General features: G+C 66.6%; 20 protein-coding genes. 11 read left to right on the plus strand and 9 right to left on the minus strand.

The window, feature by feature from the left end; genetic code table 11:
* Positions 1-55: 55 nt before the first annotated feature.
* The 3 genes from J2T47_RS27885 to J2T47_RS27895 all read right to left on the minus strand — a co-directional run bounded on the left by J2T47_RS27885 (position 56) and on the right by J2T47_RS27895 (position 4,273).
* Positions 56-2,299, minus strand: coding sequence for a xanthine dehydrogenase family protein molybdopterin-binding subunit (locus tag J2T47_RS27885; RefSeq protein ID WP_253453835.1), 2,244 nt, complete (start codon positions 2,297-2,299; stop codon positions 56-58).
* Positions 2,300-2,310: 11 nt separating this feature from the next.
* Positions 2,311-2,769 carry a (2Fe-2S)-binding protein gene (locus tag J2T47_RS27890; protein WP_253453838.1) on the minus strand — a complete coding sequence of 153 codons (459 nt, stop codon included), beginning with the start codon at positions 2,767-2,769 and terminating at the stop codon, positions 2,311-2,313.
* Positions 2,770-3,253: 484 nt separating this feature from the next.
* Complete coding sequence (locus tag J2T47_RS27895) at positions 3,254-4,273, minus strand: zinc-dependent alcohol dehydrogenase family protein (protein WP_081516799.1); 1,020 nt, start codon at positions 4,271-4,273, stop codon at positions 3,254-3,256.
* Between the two features lie 313 nt (positions 4,274-4,586).
* Between J2T47_RS27895 and J2T47_RS27900 the strand changes: the two genes are divergently transcribed.
* From J2T47_RS27900 to J2T47_RS27925, 6 genes are all read left to right on the plus strand, one after another.
* Positions 4,587-5,501, plus strand: coding sequence for a LysR family transcriptional regulator (locus tag J2T47_RS27900; protein ID WP_017517481.1), 915 nt, complete (start codon positions 4,587-4,589; stop codon positions 5,499-5,501).
* Positions 5,502-5,901: 400 nt separating this feature from the next.
* Positions 5,902-7,137, plus strand: coding sequence for a multidrug efflux RND transporter periplasmic adaptor subunit MexE (mexE, locus tag J2T47_RS27905; RefSeq protein ID WP_253453840.1), 1,236 nt, complete (start codon positions 5,902-5,904; stop codon positions 7,135-7,137).
* Between the two features lie 109 nt (positions 7,138-7,246).
* Positions 7,247-10,459, plus strand: coding sequence for an efflux RND transporter permease subunit (locus J2T47_RS27910; protein WP_253453842.1), 3,213 nt, complete (start codon positions 7,247-7,249; stop codon positions 10,457-10,459).
* Between the two features lie 5 nt (positions 10,460-10,464).
* A complete protein-coding gene (locus J2T47_RS27915; protein WP_437181023.1) occupies positions 10,465-11,892 on the plus strand; it encodes an efflux transporter outer membrane subunit in 1,428 nt (475 codons plus the stop codon).
* Positions 11,893-12,159: 267 nt separating this feature from the next.
* Positions 12,160-12,354 carry a hypothetical protein gene (locus tag J2T47_RS27920; RefSeq protein WP_253453846.1) on the plus strand — a complete coding sequence of 65 codons (195 nt, stop codon included), beginning with the start codon at positions 12,160-12,162 and terminating at the stop codon, positions 12,352-12,354.
* A gap of 117 nt (positions 12,355-12,471) precedes the next feature.
* A complete protein-coding gene (locus J2T47_RS27925) occupies positions 12,472-12,672 on the plus strand; it encodes a hypothetical protein (protein WP_045207810.1) in 201 nt (66 codons plus the stop codon).
* A 112-nt stretch (positions 12,673-12,784) separates the two neighbouring features.
* Here J2T47_RS27925 and J2T47_RS27930 read toward each other — a convergent pair whose 3' ends face one another.
* Genes J2T47_RS27930 through J2T47_RS27940 form a run of 3 tightly spaced genes read right to left on the minus strand, consistent with a single transcriptional unit; the run spans position 12,785 to position 15,121 of the window.
* Entirely contained in the window at positions 12,785-13,993 is a 1,209-nt protein-coding gene (locus J2T47_RS27930) for a CynX/NimT family MFS transporter (RefSeq protein ID WP_253453918.1), read from the minus strand.
* Positions 13,994-14,001: 8 nt separating this feature from the next.
* Complete coding sequence (locus tag J2T47_RS27935) at positions 14,002-14,457, minus strand: nucleoside deaminase (RefSeq protein WP_253453848.1); 456 nt, start codon at positions 14,455-14,457, stop codon at positions 14,002-14,004.
* Between the two features lie 16 nt (positions 14,458-14,473).
* The gene (locus J2T47_RS27940) at positions 14,474-15,121 is read right to left on the minus strand and encodes an ankyrin repeat domain-containing protein (protein ID WP_253453920.1); all 648 of its coding nucleotides are present in this window, start codon (positions 15,119-15,121) and stop codon (positions 14,474-14,476) included.
* A 116-nt stretch (positions 15,122-15,237) separates the two neighbouring features.
* On the opposite strand from J2T47_RS27940, the gene J2T47_RS27945 reads away from it, so the two are divergent.
* On the plus strand, positions 15,238-16,104 hold the full coding sequence (locus tag J2T47_RS27945) for a LysR substrate-binding domain-containing protein (RefSeq protein WP_253453850.1): 867 nt from the start codon (positions 15,238-15,240) through the stop codon (positions 16,102-16,104).
* Between the two features lie 5 nt (positions 16,105-16,109).
* Here J2T47_RS27945 and J2T47_RS27950 read toward each other — a convergent pair whose 3' ends face one another.
* Both J2T47_RS27950 and J2T47_RS27955 read right to left on the minus strand, forming a co-directional pair.
* The gene (locus J2T47_RS27950; protein ID WP_253453852.1) at positions 16,110-18,173 is read right to left on the minus strand and encodes a putative bifunctional diguanylate cyclase/phosphodiesterase; all 2,064 of its coding nucleotides are present in this window, start codon (positions 18,171-18,173) and stop codon (positions 16,110-16,112) included.
* A 75-nt stretch (positions 18,174-18,248) separates the two neighbouring features.
* Positions 18,249-19,313, minus strand: a complete 1,065-nt coding sequence (locus tag J2T47_RS27955; protein WP_253453854.1) for a metallophosphoesterase — start codon at positions 19,311-19,313, stop codon at positions 18,249-18,251.
* Positions 19,314-19,429: 116 nt separating this feature from the next.
* Between J2T47_RS27955 and J2T47_RS27960 the strand changes: the two genes are divergently transcribed.
* Together J2T47_RS27960 and J2T47_RS27965 are read left to right on the plus strand one after the other, a co-directional pair.
* Positions 19,430-20,860 (plus strand): ArnT family glycosyltransferase, encoded by a 1,431-nt coding sequence (locus tag J2T47_RS27960; protein ID WP_253453856.1) that lies wholly within the window; start codon positions 19,430-19,432, stop codon positions 20,858-20,860.
* Positions 20,861-20,946: 86 nt separating this feature from the next.
* Positions 20,947-22,035 carry an FUSC family protein gene (locus J2T47_RS27965; protein WP_253453858.1) on the plus strand — a complete coding sequence of 363 codons (1,089 nt, stop codon included), beginning with the start codon at positions 20,947-20,949 and terminating at the stop codon, positions 22,033-22,035.
* 31 nt (positions 22,036-22,066) lie between these two features.
* On the opposite strand, the gene J2T47_RS27970 is transcribed toward J2T47_RS27965, so the two are convergent.
* On the minus strand, positions 22,067-22,825 hold the full coding sequence (locus tag J2T47_RS27970) for a 3-oxoacyl-ACP reductase family protein (protein WP_253453860.1): 759 nt from the start codon (positions 22,823-22,825) through the stop codon (positions 22,067-22,069).
* Between the two features lie 123 nt (positions 22,826-22,948).
* Between J2T47_RS27970 and J2T47_RS27975 the strand changes: the two genes are divergently transcribed.
* Positions 22,949-23,872 (plus strand): LysR family transcriptional regulator, encoded by a 924-nt coding sequence (locus tag J2T47_RS27975; RefSeq protein WP_253453862.1) that lies wholly within the window; start codon positions 22,949-22,951, stop codon positions 23,870-23,872.
* A 166-nt stretch (positions 23,873-24,038) separates the two neighbouring features.
* Entirely contained in the window at positions 24,039-24,296 is a 258-nt protein-coding gene (locus J2T47_RS27980; RefSeq protein WP_253453865.1) for a hypothetical protein, read from the plus strand.
* The last annotated feature ends 122 nt before the right edge of the window (positions 24,297-24,418 follow it).

The raw sequence follows: 24,418 nt of genomic DNA on the forward strand, positions 1-24,418 counted from the left end.
ACCCTGCAAAGCAATAGCCCCGCATTCGCGGGGCTATTGCTTCAGGCTTCGAACCTCACGCCTGCAACTGATTGCCGATCGGTAGCGTGCGGATACGCTTGCCGGTCGCCGCGAACAGCGCGTTGGCCAGCGCCGGCGCCAGGGGCGGCACGCCCGGCTCACCGACACCGGTCGGCGGTTCGGCGGACGGCACGATGTGCACCTCCACCACCGGCATCTCGTTGATCCGCAGCACCTGGAAGTCGTGGAAGTTGGACTGGTCGACCTTGCCGTCGGTCAGCGTGATGGCGCTGTGCAGCGCCGCCGACAGGGCGAAGCCGATGCCTCCCTCCATCTGCGCCTTGATCACGTCCGGGTTGATCGCCAGGCCGCAGTCCACTGCGCAGACCACGCGGTCCACCTTGAAGCTCTTGTCCGCCTTGTAGGTCACCTCGACCACCTGGGCGACGAAGCTGCCGAACGACTCGTGCACGGCGATACCACGGCCGCGCTGCTCACCGTCCTTGCCTTTTTCCAGCGGCGCGAGCCAATTCGCCCGCTGTGCCACCAGCTCCAGCGCGCCACGATGACGCGGGTGCTTTTCCAGCAGCTTGCGGCGGAATTCGTAAGGGTCCTGCCTGGCGGCAATGGCTGCTTCGTCGACCAGCGTCTCGGTGGAGAACGCCGTGTGGGTGTGACCCACCGAACGCCACCACTGGGTCGGCACCGTAACGTTCTCCGCCAGCGCCTGTTCGACGCGCAGGTTCGGCACAGCGTAAGGCAGGTCGGCGGCCCCCTCGACGGCGATCTTGTCGACGCCGTCCTTGACCATGAACTTCTCGAACGACGTGCCGACAATGAAGGATTGCCCCACCAGTCGCTGCTCCCAGCCCACCAGGTTGCCCTGGGCATCCACCGCCAGCCGTGCGCGGTGCAGGAAGGCCGGACGGTAGTAGCCGGCGCGGGTGTCATCTTCGCGAGTCCAGACCATCTTGATCGGCACCTTCACGCCCTGCTCGCGGGCTGCCTTGGCGATGGCCACCGCTTCCAGCACGTAATCCGAATGCGGATTGGCCCGGCGGCCGAAGCTGCCGCCAGCGTAGAGCTGGGTGATGCTCACCTGCTCGGGCGGCATGCCCAGCAGCTGCGCCACCGACATCTGGTCGCCGGTCTGCCACTGCTCGCCGTTCCAGATCTGGCAGCCGTCCTCCTTGAGGAACACCACGCAGTTCAGCGGCTCCATGGCGGCGTGGGCCAGATAGGGGAACTGGTACTCCGCCTCGATCAGGTGCGCCGGCTTCTCCAGCGCCTTGCCGATGTCACCTTCGTTGCGCGCCACCAGGCCCGGCTTGCTAGCCATGTCGCGGTACTGGGCGAAGATTTCCTTGCTGCCCATCTTGAAGGCCTTGCTTTCGTCCCACTCGACCTGCAGCGCGTCACGGCCCTGGCGCGCGGCCCAAGTGTTCTTCGCCAGCACCGCGACGCCGGCGAAACGCCGCTCGCTGCCGGGGAACTGCACCACGTCGACCACGCCGGGCACGGCCTTGGCCTTGCTCGCATCGACCTTCGCCGGCACGCCGCCGAAGCGTGGCGGGTGGGCGACCACGGCCACCAGCATGTCCGGCAGGTGCACGTCCTGGGTGAATTGCGCGGTGCCGTCGGTCTTGGACGGGCTGTCCTTGCGCGGCAGCTTGACCTGGCCGATCAGCTTGAAGTCCTTCGGGTCCTTGAGTTTCACCTCCGCCGGCACCGGCTGCTTCGCCGCCGCCTCGGCCAGTTCGCCGAAGCCGGCCTTGCGCCCGGAAGCCGGATGGCTGATGACGCCGTCGTGCACTTCGATCTGCGCTGCCGGCACCTTCCACTGCTCCGCCGCCGCACCGACCAGCATGGCGCGGGCGCTGGCACCGGCCTTGCGCATCTGCTCGAAGGAGTTGGCCATCGCGTTGCTGCCGCCGGTACCCTGCAGGTTGCCGAAGGCCAGGTTGGCATAGCGCTTGGCGTCCGCCGGTGCGCCTTCGACCTGCACGTGGTTCCAGTCGGCGTCCAGTTCCTCGGCGACCAGCGTGGCCAGGCCGGTGTAGCTGCCCTGGCCCATTTCCACGTGCTTGGCGATCACGGTGACGGTGCCGTCCGGGGCGATGCGCACAAAGGCGTTGGCTTCGAAATCACTGGCCGCCTGGGCGTCACCCAGCTTGCCCAGCAGCGGCGCAAAGTAGATGCCCAGGGCCAGGCCGCCGGCCCCACGCAGGAAGCTGCGGCGGCTGACGTTGAGGATGCTGCCGGGCTGCGCCGGCTGTTCGTCGGTACGGGGTTCGAGCATGACTTCTATCCTCAGGCCAGGGTCTGGGCGGCGTCGTGGATGGCCGCGCGGATCCGCGCATAGGTGGCGCAGCGGCAGATGTTGCCGCTCATGGCGGCGTCGATGTCGGCGTCGCTGGGCTGCTTGTTCGAGGCCAGCAGCGCGGTGGCCGACATGATCTGCCCGGACTGGCAGTAGCCGCACTGCACCACGTCGAGCTTGCGCCAGGCCTCCTGCACCGCCTTGCCGGCGGCCTGCTCGGCCACCGCCTCGATGGTGGTGATCTTCTTGCCGGCCACCGCCGCCAGCGGGGTGACGCAGGAGCGCGTCGGCTGGCCGTCGATGTGCACGGTGCAGGCGCCGCACAGTGCCATGCCGCAGCCGTACTTGGTGCCGGTCAGCCCGGCGACATCGCGGATGGCCCAGAGCAGCGGCATCTCGCCGGGGGCGTCGAGCTCGTGGTCCTTGCCGTTCAGGTTCACGGTAATCATCAGGGGATTCACCTCTTCATGCGGGTGATGGATGGAGGCGAAGCACAGCGGCTCCGACACGCAATGGATTCAGCCTAGGCGCAGGGCCGGCAGGTGCCGCGACAATACGCGAGGAAGGCGCCGAGCGGTTTGCCTGGTTCTCCCGAGGCTTGCCTGATACTGCGGGGGATGTAGCGGTGTATAGAAGGCTCTATTCCGCAGGTCTGCGACCGACAGGCGCAACGCAGGATGGCTGTAATGCCGGCGGTGAGCAATCGCGGACAGAGTCCGCTCCTACGTAGGTTGGTGGCAACGGAGCAATCCTCCAGGAGCGGGCCATGCCCGCGATCGCGCGCATGGCGCGCTCCTACACGGTGTTTACCCGGAGCGTAGGAGCGGGCTCTGTCCGCGATCGTTTCCAAGCCGCTGCGTAGCGCAACGACTGCTTCGCAGGCAATAAAAAAGCCACTCCGAAGAGTGGCTTTTTTCAGCTACCGATGTCGGATCACTCCGGCATCTTCATCACCACACGGCCGCCGCCTGGGCAGGTTTCCATGTAGTAGTTGGCGTCGCGGTACTGGGCGAAGTCGAACACCCGGTCGATGCTCGGCTTGAGCAGCTGGTCGGCGGTCATCTGGTTGATCGCGGTCAGCGCCCGTTGCACGGCTTCGTCGTTGCGGGTCAGGCCGATCTCCGGTTGCCCGGTGAAGTCCAGCACGCAGTGACGGTAGAACTGCAGGTGCTTCTTGAACGCCGCACAGGCCGGGAAGGCGGCGTCGTTGCCGCCATTGATGCCGTAGAGGATCAGCTTGCCGCGCGGCGCGGCGACGTCACCCAGCAGTTTCATCTGCGGGCCGGCGCACTGGTCGAGGACAATCTCCACGCCTTCACCCTTGGTGAAGCGCTCGACTTCCAGCACCAGGTCCTGCTCCTCGGTGTAGATGATCTTGTCCGCACCCAGGCCCTTCAGAAACTCGCGGGTTTCCTCGTGGCTGGTGGTGGCGATCACCTGGGCGCCGAGCGCCTTGGCCAGCTGCACCGCCTGCGGAGCGAGGCAATGACCGGCCTCGGTGATCAGCACGCGCTGGCCGGGCTTGATCTGTGCCAACTCCACCAGGGCGAAGTAGGAATACAGCAGGCCGGTGTAGTGCACGGCGGCTTCGACCGGGGTCAGCACCTCGGGATAGCGGGTCAGCGAGGTGCGCGGCACGATGACGTGGTCGCCCCAGGCCGGGTACAGGTTCGGCGAGTTCGCCGGGAAACTGGCCACCGCCACGCCGGGCTCGAGGTCTTCAACGCCCTCGCCCACGGCTTCGACGATGCCGGAGAGTTCATAGCCGATGCCCGCCGGCAGCTTGGCCTGATCCGGGGCGAGGTTCTGCCGCCAGAGCACGTCGCGCCAACTGACGCCCAGTGCCTGGGTACGGACCAGCACTTCACCCGGCCCCGGCTGCGGGGTCGGCATTTCCTCGATCTTCAGGACCGAGGCGTCACCGAACTGGTGGAAACGGATCATGCGGGACATCACATACCTCGCCTTAGTAGTGCTCATAGCCACGGACTCTATCCGGGCTTTAGGGGTGACGCCACCGTTCACCATTGATAATTGACATAAACGCCGATGATTCGGCCCGCGTTGAAAGCCTTGTCCGGCGCGGCTGCAAGGCTCTGCGACGGGGCTGCGGGAGGGACCGGGGCGGCTCTGTTCCTACAGAGTCTGACCACACTGCCGGGGCGAGATTCTCATTAAAAAAGTGGAAATTGATCAAGGACTTATCTGACAGACTTGACTCAGGACACGCTCGGCCCCACTTTTCCCCCATCGCCAGGGAGTCCCTATGAACCGCAACGACCTCCGCAAGGTTGATCTCAACCTGTTGATCGTTTTCGAGACGCTGATGCATGAACGCAGCGTGACCCGCGCCGCCGAGAAGCTGTTCCTCGGCCAGCCGGCGATCAGTGCGGCCCTGGCGCGCCTGCGCGGTCTGTTCGACGATCCGCTGTTCGTGCGCACCGGGCGCAGCATGGAACCCACCGCACGGGCGCAGGAAATCTTCGGCCACCTCTCGCCGGCACTGGACTCCATCTCCACCGCCCTGAGCCGCGCCGCCGACTTCGACCCGGCCACCAGCAAGGCGGTGTTCCGCATCGGCCTTTCCGATGACGTGGAGTTCGGCCTGCTGCCGCCGCTGCTGCGTCGCCTGCGCTCCGAGGCGCCGGGCATCACCCTGGTGGTGCGCCGCGCCAACTACCTGCTGATGCCGCAACTGCTGTCCTCCGGGGAAATCTCCGTGGGCGTGAGCTACACCGACGAGCTGCCGGCCAACGCCAAGCGCAAGACCCTGCGCCGCAGCACCTGGAAGATCCTGCGTGCCGATTCGATACCCGGCGCGCTGACCCTCGATGACTACTGCGCGCGCCCGCACGCACTGGTGTCCTATGCCGGCGACCTGGACGGCTTCGTCGACCAGACCCTCGCCGAGATGGACCGCAAGCGCCAGGTGGTGCTGGCCGTGCCGCAGTTCGTCGGTCTTGCGCAGTTGCTGGCCGGCACCGACATCATCGCCACCGTGCCCGAGTACGTCGCCCTGGCCCTCACCGCCGCCGGCGGCCTGCGCGCCGAGGAACCGCCCTTCCCCACGCGCCTGGCCGAGCTGTCCATGGTCTGGCGCGGTGCCCAGGACCAGGACCCGGCCGAACGCTGGCTGCGCTCGCGCATCACCATGTTCGTGGGTGACCCGGACAGTCTCTGACGCCCACAGTGGGCTCCACCGTAGGGCGCATAACCTGGAACAGGTTATCCGCCGGCAACGACACGGCGGATAACGCCTGGAGCGTTATTCGCCCTACGCGACTCCAAGCACCGTGCAATGCGGGTTCGCGAGCAAGCTCGCTCCTACAATAGGTCGTTTCAGCCAAGCATCAGCGTGGGGCGAGCCCCTCTCCCCAACCCTCTCCCTGAAGGGAGAGGGAGCTAAAAGCGGCAAACCCCGTGCCCACTCCTTCTATCTATTCCTGCGCATAGTGCAAAAGCATTTATCACTGCGCGTGATAATCAAAATCTGCTCGTTCGATTAGTTCCCGGGCGCCCCGTTGCGCAGACTCCGCTCCATCAGAAATCCCAAAACCAATTAGATCGCCGGAGTCCTTTCCATGGAGCGAAATCTGAACACCTTGCGTATTCCGTTGGCGTTGGCCGCCGTGCTGGTTCTCAGCGCCTGCGGCAAGGGCCAGGAGGCGGCACAGAACATGGCCGCCCCCAAGGTCAGCGTGGCGGATGTCATCGAGCAACCGATCAACGAATGGGACGAGTTCACCGGCCGCCTGGAGGCTCCGGAGTCCGTCGAACTGCGTCCGCGCGTCTCCGGCTACATCGACCGCGTCGCCTTCCGTGAGGGCGCACTGGTGAAGAAAGGCGACCTGCTGTTCCAGATCGACCCGCGGCCGTTCCAGGCCGAGGTGCACCGCCTGGAAGCCCAGCTGCAACAGGCTCGCGCCAACCAGACCCGTACCGTCAACGAAGCGTCCCGCGGTGATCGTCTGCGCGCCACCAACGCCATTTCCGCGGAACTCGCCGACGCCCGCACCGCCGCCGCCACCGAGGCGAAAGCCGTGGTCGCCGCGACCCAGGCGGAACTGGACAACGCCCGCCTGAACCTGTCGTTCACCCAGGTCACCGCGCCCATCGACGGCCGCGTCTCGCGCGCCGAAGTCACCGCCGGCAACCTGGTCAACAGCGGCGAAAGCGTGCTGACCACCCTGGTCTCCACCGACAAGGTCTACGCCTACTTCGACGCCGACGAGCGCGTCTACCTGAAGTACGTCGACCTCGCCCGCAAGGGCGGCCCGGACGCTCGCGGCAGCAGCCCGGTGTACCTGGGCCTGACCGGCGAGGACGGCTTCCCCCACCAGGGCCGCCTGGACTTCCTCGACAACCAGGTCAACCCCAAGACCGGCACCATCCGCGGCCGCGCCGTGTTCGACAACGACGCCAACCAGTTCACCCCCGGCCTGTACGCCCGCATCAAGCTGGTCGGCAGCGGCACCTACCCCGCCGCGCTGATCAAGGACGAAGCGGTCGGTACCGACCTGGGCAAGAAGTTCGTGCTGGTGCTCGACAAGGACAGCAAGGTGCAATACCGCGGCATCGAACTGGGCCCGAAACTCGAAGGCCTGCGTATCGTCCGCAGCGGCCTGGTGAAGGGTGACCGCATCGTGGTCAACGGCCTGCAACGGGTTCGCCCGGGCGCCCAGGTCGATGCCCAGGGTGTCGAGATGGCCAGCAAGGAAACCCTCGCCAACCTCGAAAGCCAGCGTCGTGCGCTGGAGAGCTTCGAAGCGCCGAAGGTCGCCGAGAAATCCTCCAAGCCGGGTGCTCCGCGCGGCTGACCCCAACCCGTAATCCATGAACTGATGTACCAGGCCCTGTCCCACCAGGGCCTTGGGTGACCTTTGTCCCGGGTTTGGCGAACCGCAGCGTTCGCGACAGGAACCAGCCATGAACTTTTCGCAATTCTTCATCCAGCGGCCGATCTTCGCCGCCGTGCTTTCGCTGATCATCCTGATCGGCGGGGCCATCTCGCTGTTCCAGCTACCGATCAGCGAATACCCCGAAGTGGTGCCGCCCACCGTGGTGGTGCGCGCCAACTTCCCCGGCGCCAACCCCAAGGTGATCGGCGAGACCGTCGCCGCGCCGCTGGAACAGGCCATCACCGGCGTCGAGAACATGCTCTACATGTCCTCGCAATCCACCGCCGACGGCAAGATGACCCTGACCATCACCTTCGCCCTGGGCACCGACCTGGATAACGCGCAGGTGCAGGTGCAGAACCGTGTGACCCGCACGCAGCCCAAGCTGCCCGAGGAAGTCACGCGGATCGGTATCACCGTCGACAAGGCCTCGCCCGACCTGACCATGGTCGTGCACCTGACCTCGCCGGATAACCGCTACGACATGCTCTACCTGTCCAACTACGCCATCCTCAATATCAAGGATGAGCTGGCGCGCCTGGACGGTGTGGGCGACGTGCAGCTGTTCGGCATGGGCGACTACTCCCTGCGCGTCTGGCTGGACCCGAACAAGGTCGCCTCGCGCAACCTGACCGCCACCGACGTGGTCGCCGCGATCCGCGAGCAGAACCGCCAGGTCGCCGCCGGCTCCCTGGGCGCACCGCCCTCGCCGAGCGACACCAGCTTCCAGCTGTCGATCAACACCCAGGGGCGCCTGGTCACCGAGGAAGAATTCGAGAACATCATCATCCGCAGCGGCCCGGACGGCGAGATCACCCGCCTGAAGGACATCGCCCGCGTCGAACTCGGCTCCAGCCAGTACGCCCTGCGTTCGCTGCTGGACAACCAGCCGGCGGTCGCCATCCCGATCTTCCAGCGTCCCGGTTCCAACGCCATCGCCATCTCCAACCTGGTGCGCGAGAAGATGGCCGAGCTGAAGAAGGACTTCCCCCAGGGCGTGGACTACTCCATCGTCTATGACCCGACCATCTTCGTGCGCGGCTCCATCGAGGCCGTGGTGCACACCCTGTTCGAAGCGCTGATCCTGGTGGTGCTGGTGGTCGTGCTGTTCCTGCAGACCTGGCGCGCCTCGATCATCCCGCTGGCCGCGGTGCCGGTGTCGCTGATCGGTACCTTCGCGGTGATGCACGCCTTCGGCTTCTCGCTCAACGCGCTGTCGCTGTTCGGTCTGGTACTGGCCATCGGCATCGTGGTGGACGACGCCATCGTGGTGGTGGAGAACGTCGAGCGGAACATCGGCCTGGGCCTCACGCCCATCGAGGCGACCAAGCGCGCCATGAAGGAAGTGACCGGGCCGATCATCGCCACCGCGCTGGTACTGTGCGCCGTGTTCATTCCCACCGCGTTCATATCCGGCCTCACCGGGCAGTTCTACCGGCAGTTCGCCCTGACCATCGCGATCTCCACGGTGATCTCCGCGTTCAACTCGCTGACCCTGTCGCCGGCGCTGTCCGCCGTGCTGCTCAAGGGGCACCACGAGCCGAAGGACCGCTTCTCGGTGCTGCTGGACAAGCTGCTCGGCGGCTGGCTGTTCCGTCCGTTCAACCGCTTCTTCGACCGCGCCAGCCACGGCTATGTCGGCACCGTCACCCGCGTCCTGCGTGGCAGCTCCATCGCGCTGCTGCTCTATGCGGGGCTGATCGGCCTGACTTACCTGGGCTTCTCCAGCACCCCCACCGGCTTCGTGCCGCAGCAGGACAAGCAGTACCTGGTGGCCTTCGCGCAACTGCCCGACGCCGCCACCCTGGACCGCACCGAAGCGGTGATCAAGCGCATGTCGGAAATCGCCGGCAAGCACCCGGGCATCGAGCACACCGTGTCCTTCCCGGGCCTGTCGATCAACGGCTTCACCAACAGCCCCAACAGCGGCATCGTCTTCACCCCGCTCAAGGACTTCAGCGAGCGTAAAGGTCCGGGCATGTCGGCCAACGAGATCGCCGCCGAGCTGAACAAGCAGTTCGCGGATATCCAGGACGCCTACATCGCGATCTTCCCGCCGCCGCCGGTACAGGGGCTGGGCACCATCGGCGGCTTCCGCCTGCAGATCGAAGACCGTGGCAACGCCGGTTACGAGGAGCTCTACGCACAGACCCAGAACATCCTCAACAAGGCCCGCGCGCTGCCGGAGCTGAACCCGATGTCGGTGTTCACCAGCTACCAGGTGAACGTGCCGCAGGTGGATGCCGCCATCGACCGCGAAAAGGCCAAGACCCACGGCGTGGCGATCAGCGACATCTTCGACACCCTGCAGGTCTACCTCGGCTCGCTGTACGCGAACGACTTCAACCGCTTCGGCCGCACCTACCAGGTGAACGTCCAGGGCGAGCAGCAGTTCCGTCTCGAACCCGAGCAGATCGGCCAGCTGAAGGTGCGCAACAACCTGGGTGAGATGGTCCCGCTGGCGACCTTCATCAAGATCAGCGACACCTCCGGCCCCGACCGCGTGATGCACTACAACGGCTTCATCACCGCCGAGATCAACGGCGCCGCCGCACCGGGCTACAGCTCCGGCCAGGCCGAGGCCGCCATCGAGCGCCTGCTCAAGCAGGAGTTGCCCAATGGCATGACCTACGAATGGACCGAGCTGACCTACCAGCAGATCCTCGCCGGCAACTCCGCGATCTACGTGTTCCCGCTCTGCGTGCTGCTCGCCTTCCTGGTGCTGGCCGCACTGTACGAGAGCTGGGGCCTGCCGCTGGCGGTGATCCTGATCGTGCCGATGACCCTGCTGTCGGCCATCGCGGGCGTGATCCTGTCCGGTGGCGACAACAACATCTTCACCCAGATCGGCCTGATCGTACTGGTGGGCCTGGCGTGCAAGAACGCGATCCTGATCGTCGAGTTCGCCAAGGACAAACAGGACGAAGGCATGGACCGCCTGAGCGCGGTGCTGGAAGCCTGCCGCCTGCGTCTGCGGCCGATCCTGATGACCTCCATCGCCTTCATCATGGGCGTGGTGCCCCTGGTGCTGTCGTCCGGTGCCGGCGCTGAAATGCGCCATGCCATGGGTGTCGCGGTGTTCTCCGGGATGCTCGGCGTGACCTTCTTCGGCCTGTTGCTGACCCCGGTCTTCTACGTGCTGATCCGCCGTTTCATGGAAGCCCGTGAAGCGAAGAAACAGGAGCAGCAAGCGCGCATCGCCCAGAGCCAACCTAACAACAGCGAGGCCCACCAGGCATGAGCGTCATGACCATCCGTGCGGTAAGCAAGAGTGCCGTGAAACTGTTCGTCCCCTCCCTGCTCGCGCTGGCCCTCAGCGCGTGCATGGTCGGCCCCGACTACCACAAGCCGGACACCGCGCCGGCGCAGCTGGACAGCAACACCCAGGCACAGAACTACGACCGCACCCGTTTCGAAGACGCCTGGTGGAAGCAGTTCGACGACCCGGTGCTGACCCAGCTGGTCGACCAGTCCCTCAAGGAAAACCGCGAGCTGCGCGTGGCCTATGCCCGCGTGCTGGCTTCGCGGGCGATCCGCGACGATGTGGCGAATGACCGTTTCCCCACGGTCACCAGCCGCGCCGAAGGCCAGGTTGGCAAGGGCCAGGTGCCCGGCCAGACCGAGGACCGGGTGAACCAGGAGCGCTACGACCTGGGCCTGGACATGATCTGGGAAGTCGACCTGTTCGGCCGCGTGCGTCGCCAGCTGGAATCCAGCGACGCGCAGAGCGAAGCCATAGTTGCCGACCTGCAGCAGTTGCAGGTCAGCCTGATCGCCGAGCTGGCCGATGCCTATGGACAGCTGCGCGGCGCGCAACTGCGCGAGAGCATTGCCAAAAGCAACCTGGACAACCAGCGTGAGTCCCGCGACCTGACCATCCAGCTGCGCGACGCCGGTGTCGGCAGCGAGCTGGACGTGCAGCGCGCCGAAGCGCGCCTGGCCTCCACCGAAGCCAGCGTGCCGCAACTGCAGGCCGAGGAAGTGCGCCAGCGCAACCGCATCGCCACCCTCCTCGGCCAGCGCCCGGATGCGCTGAGCGTGGACCTGTCGCCGAAGAAACTGCCGGCCATCGCCAAGGCCCTGCCGATTGGCGATCCGGGCGAGCTGCTGCGCCGCCGGCCGGACGTCGCTTCTGCCGAACGTCGCCTGGCGGCCGCCACCGCGGATGTCGGCGTAGCCACCGCCGACCTGTTCCCGAAAGTCAGCCTCGGCGGCTTCCTCGGCTACACCGCCGGCCGTGGTTCGCAGATCGGCTCCTCCGCCGCCAGCGCCTGGGGCGTGGCCCCGAGCATCACCTGGGCGGCCTTCGACCTGGGCAGCGTGCGGGCCCGCCTGCGCTCCTCCAAGGCCGACGCCGACGGCGCCCTGGCGACGTACGAGCAGCAGGTCCTGCTGGCCCTGGAAGAGTCGTCGAACGCCTTCAGCGACTACGGCAAGCGCCAGCAGCGCCTGGTGTCGCTGGTGCGCCAGTCCGAAGCCAGCCGCAACGCCGCGCAACAAGCCGGCCTGCAGTACCGCGAGGGCACCGTGGACTTCCTCAACCTGCTGGACGCCGAACGCGAACAGCTGGCCGCCGAGGATGCCCAGGCCCTGGCGGAAGTCGACGTGTACCGCGGCATCGTGGCGATCTACAAGGCCCTTGGCGGCGGCTGGCAGCCGACGCCGGCGGCCTGATCGGTCCTCCCCGGTCGGGAATCTCCCGACCTTCTGGCCCTGCGGTCTGACGCTCCGGACCGCGGGGCTTTTTTATGCCCGCCGCCGTGGATTTCCCGCGCAAGCCGTCACTTTCTGCCGCACCAAGGCACGCGCCCAGGGAAGTGAGTTCGAGAATCTGTCAGAAACCTGGATATCGATCAGTATTTTCCGATAGCAAACGAAAATAAGCTGAAGCTGATTCGAATTCAGAATTCACTGACATCAGGAATCAGGGAAGCCCGCTCAGTGCTCAACAAAGAGGTCGAGAAAAGTCCATCACCCACCCGTGACGCCGAACTGTGCCAGCTGCTTCGCGGCATCAGGCGCGGCGACGTCATCCACCCTGCGCTGAAACGACTGCTGATTCACCTCGGATTCGCCGAACGGCGCGGCCTTCAGCTTGCCCTCACAGACAAGGGCCGGCTCCTGCTGGAGACCTGAGCTTGGGCTGAGCGCTCCGGGTCGCTATGATCCCGAGCGGCTTGCCAGGGATCAAAGGAGTTCGGTCCTGCTCTGGCCTAGACTTTCCATATCGGATCTTTCAGACAAGGACATGCCGTGGACGCCACTGCCCATTTCATCCCGCTGGACCCCACGTCCCTCTTCATCACCCTCGGCATCATCGTCTTCGGCATGTTCATGCTGGGCATCGGCTTCACCATCCGCCAGCGCCCGGTGGGCGTGTTCCTGATGTGGGTCGGCACGCTGAGCATGCTGTCGATCATCGCCTACCGCATCTATATCGCTACGTCGGTCTGACCCTGTCACGCGCCTGAAACGATCGCGGACGAAGTCCGCTCCTACACAGGTCTTCACCTTTCGTAGGAGCGGACTCCGTCCGCGATGGGTATCCGACAACGCCGAACCTCGCCTATCGCTCCATCGCCCGCGCATACCCCTTGGGCGAGAAGCGCAAGGTCACGCCCAGCATCAGCACCACTGAAACCGCGAGCAAAACCCAGGACGCCTGGAAGCTGCCGGTGCTGTCGCGCAGCCAGCCGGTGACGTAGGGCACGATGCCGGTGACGATGAAGCCGATGCCCTGCACGAAGGCCGCCAGGCGCCCGGCCGCGCCGGCATCGGCGAGGTGATCCAGGGTCAGGGTCAGGCTCAGGGCAAAGCACGCGCCCAGGCCGTAGCCGATCATCGCCACCCAGATGCCCGGCAGGTGCAACGGCGCGCAGATCAATCCGATAAAGCCGGCGAGCTGGATCAGCAGGCACAGGCACAGCCAGCCACGACGGTCCAGCGAACGGCGAATCAGCAGCGGGATGGTCAGCGCGGCGATCACCTGGAAGATGGTCATCAGGCCGATCAGCTGGCCGCTGGCCTGGGCCGTCCAGCCGAGCTGGCGGTAATACACCGGCAGCCAGGCCACCATGCTGGTGTAGCCGCCGTTGATCAGGCCGAAGTACAGGGCCAGCAGCCAGGCGCGGCGGCTGCCGAAATAGTGCTGCACCTTCTGCCGGGGCAGCGTGGCCACCGGCGTCTCGCGCGGGCGGGCGACGGACCACAGCAGCAGGCCGACGACAGCCAGCAACAGCCAGGCGCCGAGGCCGTCCTGCCAGCGGTGGAAGTGCTCCGACACCACGGGGGCGAGTACCGCCGCGCTTCCGCCGCCGGCCATCAGCGAGGCCGAGTACAGGCCCATGGCGGACGGCACCTTGTGCGGGAACCAGCGCTTGATCACGCCCGGCACGAACGCCTGGATCACCGCCACACCGCAGCCCGCCAGCACCGCGCTGGCGATCAGCGCGAAGCCGCTGTCCAGCAGCAGCCGCCAGAAGCAGGCCGCGCCGATGGCCAGCAGGCCGAGCACCATGCCGCGGCTCTCGCCCAGGCGCGGGCCGACCCAGGGCAGGCCCAGGGCGAACAGGCCCATGCACAGTACCGGCAGCACCGTCAGCATCGACAGGCCCTGGAAGCCCAGGCCGGTGGCGTGGTGGATATCGGCCAGCAGCGGGCCGATGGAGGTGAGGATCGGCCGCAGGTTGATGCCCAGCGCGACTATCACCAGCAGGCCGATCCAGCCGGCGTGGCTGCTCTGCTCCGCCGCTTCGCCCTGCGCCGGCAGGGTCATGCCGCGGCTCACGAGCGCTGCTCCTGCCAATGGTTGTAAAGACCCTCTTCACCGCTCGGACGCAGAACCCGCAGCGGTACCGCCTGCCACTGCGGCGGCTGGGTCATCTGCTGGTACACCACGGCAGTCGACAGCCCGAACGGCTCGCCATCGTCATTGGAGTAGGCGAAGTACGCGCCCTCGACGCCGCACAGGTGCATGGCTGCCAGGCACATCGGGCACGGGTGGCCGCTGGCGTAGATCACGCAGCCGTCCAGCCGCGACAGGCCCAGCACCGCCGAGGCCCGGCGGATCGCCAGCAGTTCGGCGTGGGCGGTGGGGTCGAAATCCACATGGATGGAATTGGCGGCGCGGGCGATCACCCGGCCGTCCTTGACCAGCACGGCGCCGAACGGGCGGCCGCCGGCCTGGATGTTGTCGCGGGCCAGTTGCAGGGCCTCGCGCATGAAGACTTCGTGTGACATGGCAGTTTCCAGTAGATCAATGCGCGCCGGCGACTTCCAGCATCCTGGCGATGGTGGTCTGGTTGCGCTGGCGGGCGTGTTGCAGCGGCGTAATGCCGTCGTTGTCGGCCAGGTTCAGGTTCGCCCCGGCTTCGATGAGTTGCTTGACGATGGCCTGGTGACGCGGGCCGCCGTCGCTGAGCAGGATGGCTTCGAGCAGCCCGGTCCAGCCCAGCTTGTTGACGTGATCGGGATCGACGCCGGCCTTGAGCAGCGTCGCCACCACCTCCACATGGCCGCGCTCGCAAGCCGGGATCAGCGCCGTGCCGCCGTAGCGGTTGGTGCTGCGCAGGTCGGCGCCGTGGGCCAGGGTGAGCTGGAGTATTTCCAGGCGCCCCGCCGCACCGGCCAGCAGGTAGGCGCTGTCGTGGATGCGGTTCTGCCGGTTGACGTCGGCGCCGGCGGCAATCAGCAGCCGCGCGACTGCCACGCGATTGTGCGCGGTGGCCAGCAGCAGCGGCGTATTGCCCTGCCCGTCTGCCACGTCCACCGGTACGCCGCGTGCCAGCAGCGTCGCCACCTCGGCTTCGCGGCCCGCGCTGGCAGCGCCCAGCAACGCATCCGCAGCGGCGCGGCTGTGCACAGCCTCGGTCTGAATAGCCTGCTCGGTCTGAACAGTTGGCATGTCCATGTGGCGCTTCCCCGTGTTGGCTGTCGTGCCTCGAATCAACGCCGGCAGTATGACGAAGGGATGTTCTATGCTGAAATTAAATAGAAACATGACTTCCAGTGGGAAACGAAATGCTTGATCCCAACCTGCTGCGCAGCTTCGTGATGGTGGTGGACGCCGGCAACTTCACCCGCGCCGCCGAGCTGCTGCACCTCACCCAGTCCACCGTCAGCCAGCAGATCCTGCGCCTGGAGCAGAGCCTGGACTGCCGCCTGCTGGATCGCAGCCAGCGCCAGGTGCTGCCCACCGAACAGGGCGAACAGCTGCTGGGCTATGCGCGACGCATCCTCGAACTGGGTTCGGAGGCGCGTGAAGCGCTGAGCAGCGAGCACAGCGAGGGCGTGCTGCGCCTGGGCATGCCGGAGGACTTCGCCGGCGAACGGATGATGCCGCTGCTGGCAGCCTTCAGCGCGGAACGCCCGCGGCTGCGCCTGGAAGTCTCCAGCGGCCTCAGCCAGGAGTTGCTGCGCCAGTACCGCAGTGGCGAGCTGGACCTGGCGCTGGTCAAGCAATGGGGCGCGGACAGCGACTGCCTCGCCCACTGGCCCGAACCCCTGGCCTGGCAGGACAGCGCCGCCACGCCGGCCGCCGCGCGTGATCCGCTGCCGCTGGTGGTGTTCCCGCTGGGGGCGTTGTATCGCCAGGAGATGATCCACGCCCTGGAAGCCAGCGGCCGGCGCTGGCGCATCAGCTACAGCAGCGCCAGCCTGGCGAGCCTGTCAGCGGCGGTGGCAGCGGGCATGGGCGTCAGCCTGCTACCGCTGCGCGGCCGCCACGACGGCCACCGCGTGCTGACCGCCGAGGAAGGCTTCGCGCCCATCGAAGGGCTTGAACTGGCGCTCTACGCCCGCCCGGAGCTGGGCAGCGCCGGGCGCAGCCTGTGCGAGCAGTTGCGTGAGCTGTGCGCACAACTGGCGGCCGTGGCACCGGAGTACTGACGGCCTCAGGCCGGGGCGCTGAGGCGCTCGAGGAACTGCTCGGCCGGCACCGGTTTGCCAAGCAGGAAGCCCTGCAGCGAGTCGCATCCCAGGCGGGTGAGGAAGTTCTGCTGGCCCGAGGTTTCCACCCCTTCGGCAACAATGCGCAGATCCAGCGCCTGGCCGAGGGCGACGATGGCCGACACGATGGCGGCGTCGTCGCTGTCCTGCTCCAGGTCGCGGACGAAGCCGCGGTCGATCTTCAGCTCGTTGGCCGGCAGGCGCTTGAGATACAGCAGGCTGGAGTAGCCGGTGCCGAAGTCGTCGATGGACAGGTCGACACCCATGTCCGACAGCCTGCCGAGGATTTCCAGGCTGGAATCCGCGTCGCGCATGGCGGTGGTCTCGGTGATCTCAAGGGTCAGGCAACGCGCCGGCAACTGGTGGCGCTGCAGCGCATCGGCTACGGAATCCACCAGGGCGGCATGGCAGAACTGCAGCGCCGAGAGGTTTACCGCCACGCGCCAGCTTTCATGCCCCTGCAGGTACCACTGGCGCATCTGCCGGCAGGCCTCGTCCAGCACCCAGTCGCCGATGGGGATGATCAGACCGGTGCGCTCGGCCAGGGCGATGAAGGTGTCGGGCATCAGCAGGCCACGCTGCGGATGCTGCCAGCGCAGCAGCGCCTCGGCGCCGATGGGCTCGCCGCTGGCGGCGAACTTGGGCTGGTAATGCAGGGTGAACTCGCGGCGCTCCAGGGCCGCACGCAGGTCGTGCAGCAGCTGCAGGTGATTGCGCGCGTTGGTGTTCATCGATTGCTCGAAGAAGCTGTAGCCGTTCTTGCCGTTGCCCTTGGCGTGGTACATCGCCGCGTCGGCGTTGCGCAGCAGTTCATGCTGGCTGGCACCGTCGCCGGGATAGACCACGATGCCGATGCTGGCCGCGATGCGCAGCTCCTGGCCGGCCACCTGGAACGGCTGCGCCAGCAGGCTGATCTGCTGGCCAGCGACGGTCACCGCGTCCTCGGCCTCGGCCAGCTCGGCGAGCACCACGAATTCGTCGCCGCCGATGCGCGCCACGGTGTCTTCGCTGCGCAGGCTGTCACGCAGGCGCTGGGCCACAGCCTTGAGCAACAGGTCGCCGACATGGTGGCCGAAGGCGTCGTTGACCGGCTTGAAGCCGTCGAGGTCGAGGAACATCAGCGCGAAGTGCCCGCCGCTGCGCTGCACCTTGCCGATCATCTGCTCGATGCGGTCTTCCAGCAGGATTCGGTTGGGCAGGCGCGTGAGGTTGTCGTGCAGGGCGAGCTGGGTCAGCTCCTGGTTGGCCTGGGCCAGCGACGAAGTGAGCTGCGCCGTGCGCGACTCCAGGCGTGCGTCCAGCACCGAGGTGAGCAGCGCGATGCCGATCACCGCCAGGGTGACGATGATGATCAGCAGCGCCAGCCAGTCGCTGTTCAGCCCGCTGGGCGATGCGCCACAGAAGCTGCCCTCGGGGAAACGCGCGGCGGCCATGCCGGTGTAGTGCATGCCGACGATGGCCACACCCATCACCAGCGCTGCACCACCGCGGGCCAGGCGCACGAAGGGAGTGTTATGCCGCAGCTTGAAGGCGATCCACAGGGCGGCGCCGGAAGCCGCCACGGCGATCAGCAGGGACAGGCCGAACAGCGTCGGGTCGTAGTCGATACCCGGCTGCATCAGCATCGCGTACATGCCCAGGTAGTGCATGCAGCTGATCCCGGCGCCCATGGCCAGGGCGCCACAGACCAGTTGCCAGAGCGGCAGGCGGTCCTGGCTGACCAGTGCCAGGGCGAAGCCCGAGCTGAGCACGGCAATGGCCAGCGACAGCAGCGTCAGGGTGAGGTCGTAGCCCAGCGGGATAGGCAGGCTGAAGGCGAGCATGCCGATGAAGTGCATCGACCACACGCCGATGCCCATGGCCACCCCACCGCCACCGATCCACAGCAGCACCGGCCAGCCGCGGGTGGTCGCGATGCGCCCGGCCAGGTCCAGGGCGGTGTAGGACGCCAGCATGGCGACGCACAGCGAAATCAGGACAAGGGAGGGATCGTAACTACCGGCAAGCATGGGGGCTCTCTGTTGGACTCTCGCGGTCCAGGCACGCAAAAGTCCGGGATTCTAACGAAATACCCCCTGCTGCAACTACTGGCCAGTGGCCCTGTTCGTCGCCAACTGCGCCGTGTCGTCCGGCTTCAGACAGCCCTCGGCCATCCACGGGCAGTCCCGCGCCCAGAGGAAGCCCTGCTCGCGCCTGCCCTCGGGATCATAGTAAGTCAGCCGCAGGCCCTGCGCGGTGAATGCCAGCCTGGCGAAGCCATGCTGTTCGGCGGCGAACAGCGTGTCCTCGGCTGGCGCACCGGACCTGAGCCCATCCAGGCTCTGGCCACCACCGCCGGATACCAGCCAGGCCGGCTCGCCGGGACGGACCACCACTTCCTGATTGTGCTCATGGCCGGACAGGTAAAGGTCCACGCCACTGCGCTGCATCGCCGGCAACAATTGCTGCAGCAGCTGGGTATCGTCGCCGTGCTTGCCGCCGCTGCTGCGAATCGCGTGGTGCGCTACCACCATCTTCCACAACGGGGCAGCACCCGGCCGGCTGAAGGCCCGCTCCAGGAAGTCCGCCTGGCGCAGGCGCCCGGCAGCATCCTCGGAAGTATCCAGGAACACCGCACGCAGCAGCGGGCGCCCCGCCACTTCACCGAAATCACGGGTGTAGAAAGGCGCCGGCATCTGCCAACGGGTGGAACCCACGCGCTGGCGTGCGTAGTCCAGTTCGACGGCGGCGGAATCGGGGTAGTCGTGGTTGCCCAGCACCGCGTAGAAAGGCACGTGGCTGAGCCAGCGTCCGTGGTAGACGCGCTCGAACTTGAGCTGCCAGGCCGGGTCGTCGACGCCACTCAGGGCCTTGCCGTAGAAGTTATCGCCCAGCAGCAGGACCATGTTCAGCCCGCCTTCGTTCTCGGCCACCCGCTCCATGCCCTCGGCCACACGCCATTGCTGCAGGTCGCCGCTGCCCTGGTCGCCCAGCGCCAGCAACGTGACCTTGGCAGGGTTCTGCTCGGCCAGCGGCGTGTAGGGCGACGGCGGCACCAGCGCCATGAACCCCGCCAGGCAGACAACCACCAGGATCAGCACCGCCAGCGCCAGCAGCAGGTAGCGACGGCGCAGGAAGGCAGGACGGGACGCAGGCAGGCGAGCGGACATGGCAACCCCCAGGGGAATACCGGGCGAGGGATGCAGTGAAGCACCGCCAAGGTTAATTCCGCGTTAACGAAATGTCGCCTATACCTGCAGGCAACAAGCCCCACCCCGGACCCGCCATGCCCCAGCCACGCCGTCACCTTATCCTTCTGCTCGTGCTGGGCGGCCTGCTGTTCTTCTGCGCGCTGGGCAATCATCAATTGCAGGGTTCCACCGAACCGCGAGTGGCCGGCATCGCGATGGCAATGCACCTGGACGGCGACTGGGTGACGCCGCGCCTGAACGGCGTGCCGTTCCTGGAGAAACCGCCGCTTAGCCTGTGGCTGGACGTCACCGCCATCCGCCTGTCCGGCCCCACCACTTTTGCCGTCAGGCTGGCCTCGGCGCTCGCCGGGTTGTTCAGCGTGCTGCTGCTCTACGGCACACTCCGGCGCATCGGCCGGCCGGCAACGCTGGCGTTGCTCGCCGCGCTCATGCTGATGACCCTGGCCAGTTTCTGGGCCAATGCCCGCCAGGTGGGCGAAGACGCCCTGCTCACCCTGGGCGTGACCCTGGCGTTGCTGTCCTTCCTGCAGGCCTGGCTCAAACCGCCGGGGCGTATCCGGGATTGGCTGGCATTCGCCCTGGGGATCGCCATCTCCACCCTGAGCAAGGGCGTACTGGGGCTGGCACTGCCAGGGGTGGTGATCTTCGCCTGCCTGCTGTGCGACAGCCTGAAGCAGCGCCGGCTGCAAGTTGCCTCCTGGCTGCGCCCGCTGCTGTGGACGCTGCCGGGACTGGTACCGCTGCTGGTCTGGCTGCTGTTCCTCTACCGCGACGGCGGCAGCCTGGCGTTGCAGGAAATCCTCTGGACCAACAGCGTCGGACGCTTCAGCGGCTCGTTCAGCGAAGCCGGGCACTTCGAACCCTTCTACTACTACCTGATCCGTCTGCCGCAGGCCTTCCTGCCATGGAACATCCTGCTCTACCTCGGCCTCTGGCACTTCCGTAAACAGCTGGTGCAGGACCGCTACCTGCTGTTCTTCGTCCTGTGGCTGGCGGCGCAGTTCGCCCTGCTGACCCTCGCCTCCAGCAAGCGCATGGTCTACCTGATGGCGCTGGCCCCGGCCGCCGCGGTGATCGCCGCCGAATATGCGCATGTCCTGCTGTCGCGCTGGCATGCCCGGACCTCGCAAAGGATGCGCCACGCCGCGGTGTTCCTGGCCTTGCTGGTCCCCGTCTGCTACCTGGGCTACGCGATCTGGGTCGAACCCCGCGCCGACCAGAAGGAATCCTTCCTGCCGCTGACCGAGCGGATTCGCCAGCACCAGATGGCCGGGCGTCAGGTGGCGCTGTTCCAGCCCAGCGAGCGCCTCGCCGGTGCCAGCGTGTTCTACAGCCGCAGCCTGCTGCCGGCACTTCAGACCCGCGAGGAGCTGACGAACTTCCTCGGCCAGCCGGACGAACACATCGCCCTGCTGGAAAGCACGACGGTGCCGCAGGCGCCGCTGAGCGTGCTGCAGCACTTCCGCGTGGGCGAGCGCGATTACTACTTCGTCGGCCAGCAATAACCGTGGGATTGATCCAGGGCCGCCCATACGGGCCGGGAGCGACTAACCTTGCAGCATCGCCACCGCCCGCACAGGAGCCGCTTCCCTTGGCGAAGCAACCCTCGATCCTTACCCTGCCGTTCCGCCGCCTGGCCAACCCCTACACCCGCTACCGCTACGCCGCCTGGATTCACTGCGTGCGCGTCGGCCTCGCGCTGCTCGCCTCGATGCTGCTGACCAGTGCGCTGAAATTACCCCATGGTCTCTGGGCCTCGGTGACAGTGCTGGTGGTGATGGGCGGGCTGGTGCACCAGGGGACGATCCGCGGCAAGTCCTACGAGCGGGTGATGGGCACCCTGGTCGGCGCGGCGCTGGGGTTGTGCGTGATCGCGATCTACGACCAGACCCGTTCGCTCACCCTCACCTACCTGGCCATGTCGGTGCTGGGTGCGGCCTCGGCCTTCTATGCGATTCGCCGCCCCGGCTACGTCGCGCTGCTGGCGGGAATAACCATGTGCATTGTCGCCGGCCCCGGTGAGACGGGGTTCACCGAAGGGCTGTGGCGTTCAGCCAACGTGCTGATCGGTGTCGCGCTGGCCCTGCTGTTCTCGCAGATCTACCCGCTGCGGGCGGTCTACGTCTGGCGCTACCTGCTCTCGGACAACCTGCGGGCCTGCGCGCGGATGTACGGGCAGTTGTCATCCAACCACGACTTCACCGCCGACCATTTCGCCCGCCAGCTGGAAGAGCTGGACCACCGCCTGGTGGCGTCACGCGCGCACCTGGGGCCGGTGTCGCGGGAGACCGGCATGCCGCTGCGCGAGCTGGAGATGCTCCAGCGTATCCACCGCGCGATCATGGGTACCCTGGAATCGCTGATCGCCTCCCGGCAGTTCGCCGCCGAAGCCGGGGAGATAGAACCGGTGCCGGCCAGCCTCGACTCGCACCGGCAGATCATCGGCCGCCTGCTGCTGCAATCGGCCCATGCCCTCAAGTTCAGTCGCACCAGCAAGCTGGTGCAGGCCTGCCAGGGCCTGGAAAATCTCCCGGTGCGGCCGCACAACCTGACCGACTCCTTCGAGAAGCAGGGCTTCTACTGGCTCACCCTGCGCCTCTATGAACAGGTGGAGATGCTCTCGGAAAAACTCGCCGCCACCTCCGGGCACTGGAACATCCAGAGTCGCGACCGGGCCTGAGCCCGGCCGCGCCGTCTTTACCAAAAGTCGATCAGGCCCCGAAGCCGCCGTCGATGGTCAGGCTGGCACCGGTGATGTAGCCCGCTTCCGGACCGGCCAGGTGGGCGACGAAGGCGGCGATCTCTTCCGCACGGCCATAACGGCCGACCGCCATCAGGTCCATCAGCGAGGCCGCGAAATCGCTGTCGGCCGGGTTCATGTCGGTGTCCACCGGGCCGGGTTGCACGTTGTTCACGGTGATACCGCGCGGGCCGAGGTCACGGGCCAGGCCCTTGGTCAGGCCGACGATGGCCGACTTGCTCATGGCGTAGACGGCACCACCGCCAAAGGGCATGCGATCGGCGTTGGTGCTGCCGATGGTGATGATGCGTCCGCCCTGCCCCATGTGCCGTGCGGCGGCCTGGGTGGCGACGAAGACGCTGCGCACGTTCACTGCCAGGGTGCGGTCGAGGTCTTCCAGGCTGAATTCTTCCACCGGAGCGATGGCCAGTACGCCGGCGTTGTTCACCAGGATGTCGATGCCGCCCAGGCGTTGGGCCGCGGTGTCGATGGCCTGTTGCACGGATGCGGCGTCGCCGCTGTCGGCCTTCAGCGCCAGGGCGCGGCCGCCGGCGGCCTGGATGCTGGCGGCGAGGTCTTCGGCCTTCTGCGCCGAGCTGACGTAGGTGAAGGCCACAGCGGCGCCTTCACGGGCCAGGCGCTGCACGATGGCGGCGCCGATGCCGCGGGAACCGCCCTGTACGAATGCGACTTTACCGGCGAGGGGTTGGTGGGTTTGTGTAGTGGTCATTGCGTGTCTCCAGGAATCAAGTGGGGGAGTCAATTCGACGGGGCCAGTTTCGCGCTTGCACTCCTGACCCGGTAGCCAGTAATCGCTATATTCAGTCGATACCAAACGTCCGGAATACCACCCATGGAAAGCCTGATCAGTATCGAATGCTTCGTCCGCAGCGCCGAGGCCGGCAGCTTCGCCGCCGCCGCGCGACACCTGGGGCTGACGCCGGCGGCGGTGAGCAAGAACGTGGCGCGGCTGGAGAACAACCTGGGCGTGCGGCTGTTCCAGCGTAGTACCCGCAGCCTGACCCTGACCGAATCCGGCGAACGATTTCTCGACGAAGCCAGCGGCGGCCTGGCCAGCCTGCAAAGCGCCATCGCCAACCTGGCCAGCGCCGACGGCCAGCCCAGCGGTGCACTGAAGGTCAGCATGGGACTGGTGTTCGGTCGCGACTACATCCTGCCGTTGCTGGGCGACTTCCTCGGGCGCTACCCGGCGATCCGCCCCGACTGGCACTTCGACAACCGCCAGGTCGACCTCATCGCCGAAGGCTTCGACGCGGCCATCGGCGGCGGCTTCGAACTGCCGCCTGGGGTGGTGGCACGCAAGCTGTGCCCGGCGCACCTGGTGCTGCTGGCCGCGCCAGCCTATCTCCAGGGTCGCCCGGCGATCCGCTACCCGTCTGACCTGCCCAGCCACGAAGGCATCCGCATCCGCTCGCCGCAGACCGGGCGCGTGCGGCCCTGGCCGCTGACCAACCGCCAGCAGGCCCAGGCGCCGATCGCGCTGAAGGAGCGCATGACCTTCAGCGACCCGGAAGCGGCCTGCGTCGCCGCGCTCATGGGGCTGGGCGTGACCCTGGTGAGCATGCAGCACGCCGTGCCTTACCTGGACAGCGGCCGGCTGGTGCGAGTACTGCCGGACTGGTACGTGGACGCAGGCAACACGGCGCTCTACTACGCCGCGCAGAAACTGCTGCCGGCGAAGACGCGGGTGTTCGTCGATTACGTCATCGAGCAGTTCCGCAGCCAGGGACTGGAACGCAGGTTCAGCGCCTTCTGAAACGTGAGCTCAGGGCGATCTGACCAGCGACGCTGGTTCATCCCATATTGTCTGATCGATGTCAGAAACAAATTGAATTCGCCGGGCGAACCCTTGTCGATTGTTAGCAAGCTAACGTAATTTCGAATTTCTTCGATACGGCATTCGAAATGCAAGGAGAACCTGCATGAAAAAGTACGCCCTGCTCCTGGCCATGGTGTTTTCCGTCCCGGCCTTCGCCGACAGCGCCCTGTGCGACGGTAACCTGCAGCAGCTCAACGACTTTCTCAAGACCGCCAGCAGCAACGCCAGCGGCGTGAAGGTGAACGTCGTCCACGACTACATCGCCAAGGCGGAAGAGGCGAAAAAGGCCGGCAACTACGAGGAGTGCGTCAACCAGACCACCCAGGCCCTGCGGGTGATCCACAAACCCGCTAACCGCTGATAGGCTCTGGAAACGAAAAAGCCCCGCCCAGGCGGGGCTTTTTCATGCTCGGCAGATACCCAGGGAAGGCGGACCGACTTCACAGCGTCCGCCAGCTCCGCCCATTACCCCCGCCCCGCCGT

It is taken from the genome of Pseudomonas nitroreducens (assembly GCF_024170165.1).
In the GTDB taxonomy this organism is placed as follows: domain Bacteria; phylum Pseudomonadota; class Gammaproteobacteria; order Pseudomonadales; family Pseudomonadaceae; genus Pseudomonas; species Pseudomonas nitroreducens_C.

Coding starts and splice junctions, on each gene's coding strand:
- J2T47_RS27885 (WP_253453835.1), bottom strand. CDS start 2,299: ATGCTCGAACCCCGTACCGACGAACAGCCGGCGCAGCCCGGCAGCATC.
- J2T47_RS27890 (WP_253453838.1), bottom strand. CDS start 2,769: ATGATTACCGTGAACCTGAACGGCAAGGACCACGAGCTCGACGCCCCC.
- J2T47_RS27895 (WP_081516799.1), bottom strand. CDS start 4,273: ATGTCCCGCATGATCCGTTTCCACCAGTTCGGTGACGCCTCGGTCCTG.
- J2T47_RS27900 (WP_017517481.1), top strand. CDS start 4,587: ATGAACCGCAACGACCTCCGCAAGGTTGATCTCAACCTGTTGATCGTT.
- mexE (WP_253453840.1), top strand. CDS start 5,902: ATGGAGCGAAATCTGAACACCTTGCGTATTCCGTTGGCGTTGGCCGCC.
- J2T47_RS27910 (WP_253453842.1), top strand. CDS start 7,247: ATGAACTTTTCGCAATTCTTCATCCAGCGGCCGATCTTCGCCGCCGTG.
- J2T47_RS27915 (WP_437181023.1), top strand. CDS start 10,465: ATGACCATCCGTGCGGTAAGCAAGAGTGCCGTGAAACTGTTCGTCCCC.
- J2T47_RS27930 (WP_253453918.1), bottom strand. CDS start 13,993: ATGACCCTGCCGGCGCAGGGCGAAGCGGCGGAGCAGAGCAGCCACGCC.
- J2T47_RS27935 (WP_253453848.1), bottom strand. CDS start 14,457: ATGTCACACGAAGTCTTCATGCGCGAGGCCCTGCAACTGGCCCGCGAC.
- J2T47_RS27940 (WP_253453920.1), bottom strand. CDS start 15,121: ATGCCAACTGTTCAGACCGAGCAGGCTATTCAGACCGAGGCTGTGCAC.
- J2T47_RS27945 (WP_253453850.1), top strand. CDS start 15,238: ATGCTTGATCCCAACCTGCTGCGCAGCTTCGTGATGGTGGTGGACGCC.
- J2T47_RS27950 (WP_253453852.1), bottom strand. CDS start 18,173: ATGCTTGCCGGTAGTTACGATCCCTCCCTTGTCCTGATTTCGCTGTGC.
- J2T47_RS27955 (WP_253453854.1), bottom strand. CDS start 19,313: ATGTCCGCTCGCCTGCCTGCGTCCCGTCCTGCCTTCCTGCGCCGTCGC.
- J2T47_RS27960 (WP_253453856.1), top strand. CDS start 19,430: ATGCCCCAGCCACGCCGTCACCTTATCCTTCTGCTCGTGCTGGGCGGC.
- J2T47_RS27970 (WP_253453860.1), bottom strand. CDS start 22,825: ATGACCACTACACAAACCCACCAACCCCTCGCCGGTAAAGTCGCATTC.
- J2T47_RS27975 (WP_253453862.1), top strand. CDS start 22,949: ATGGAAAGCCTGATCAGTATCGAATGCTTCGTCCGCAGCGCCGAGGCC.
- J2T47_RS27980 (WP_253453865.1), top strand. CDS start 24,039: ATGAAAAAGTACGCCCTGCTCCTGGCCATGGTGTTTTCCGTCCCGGCC.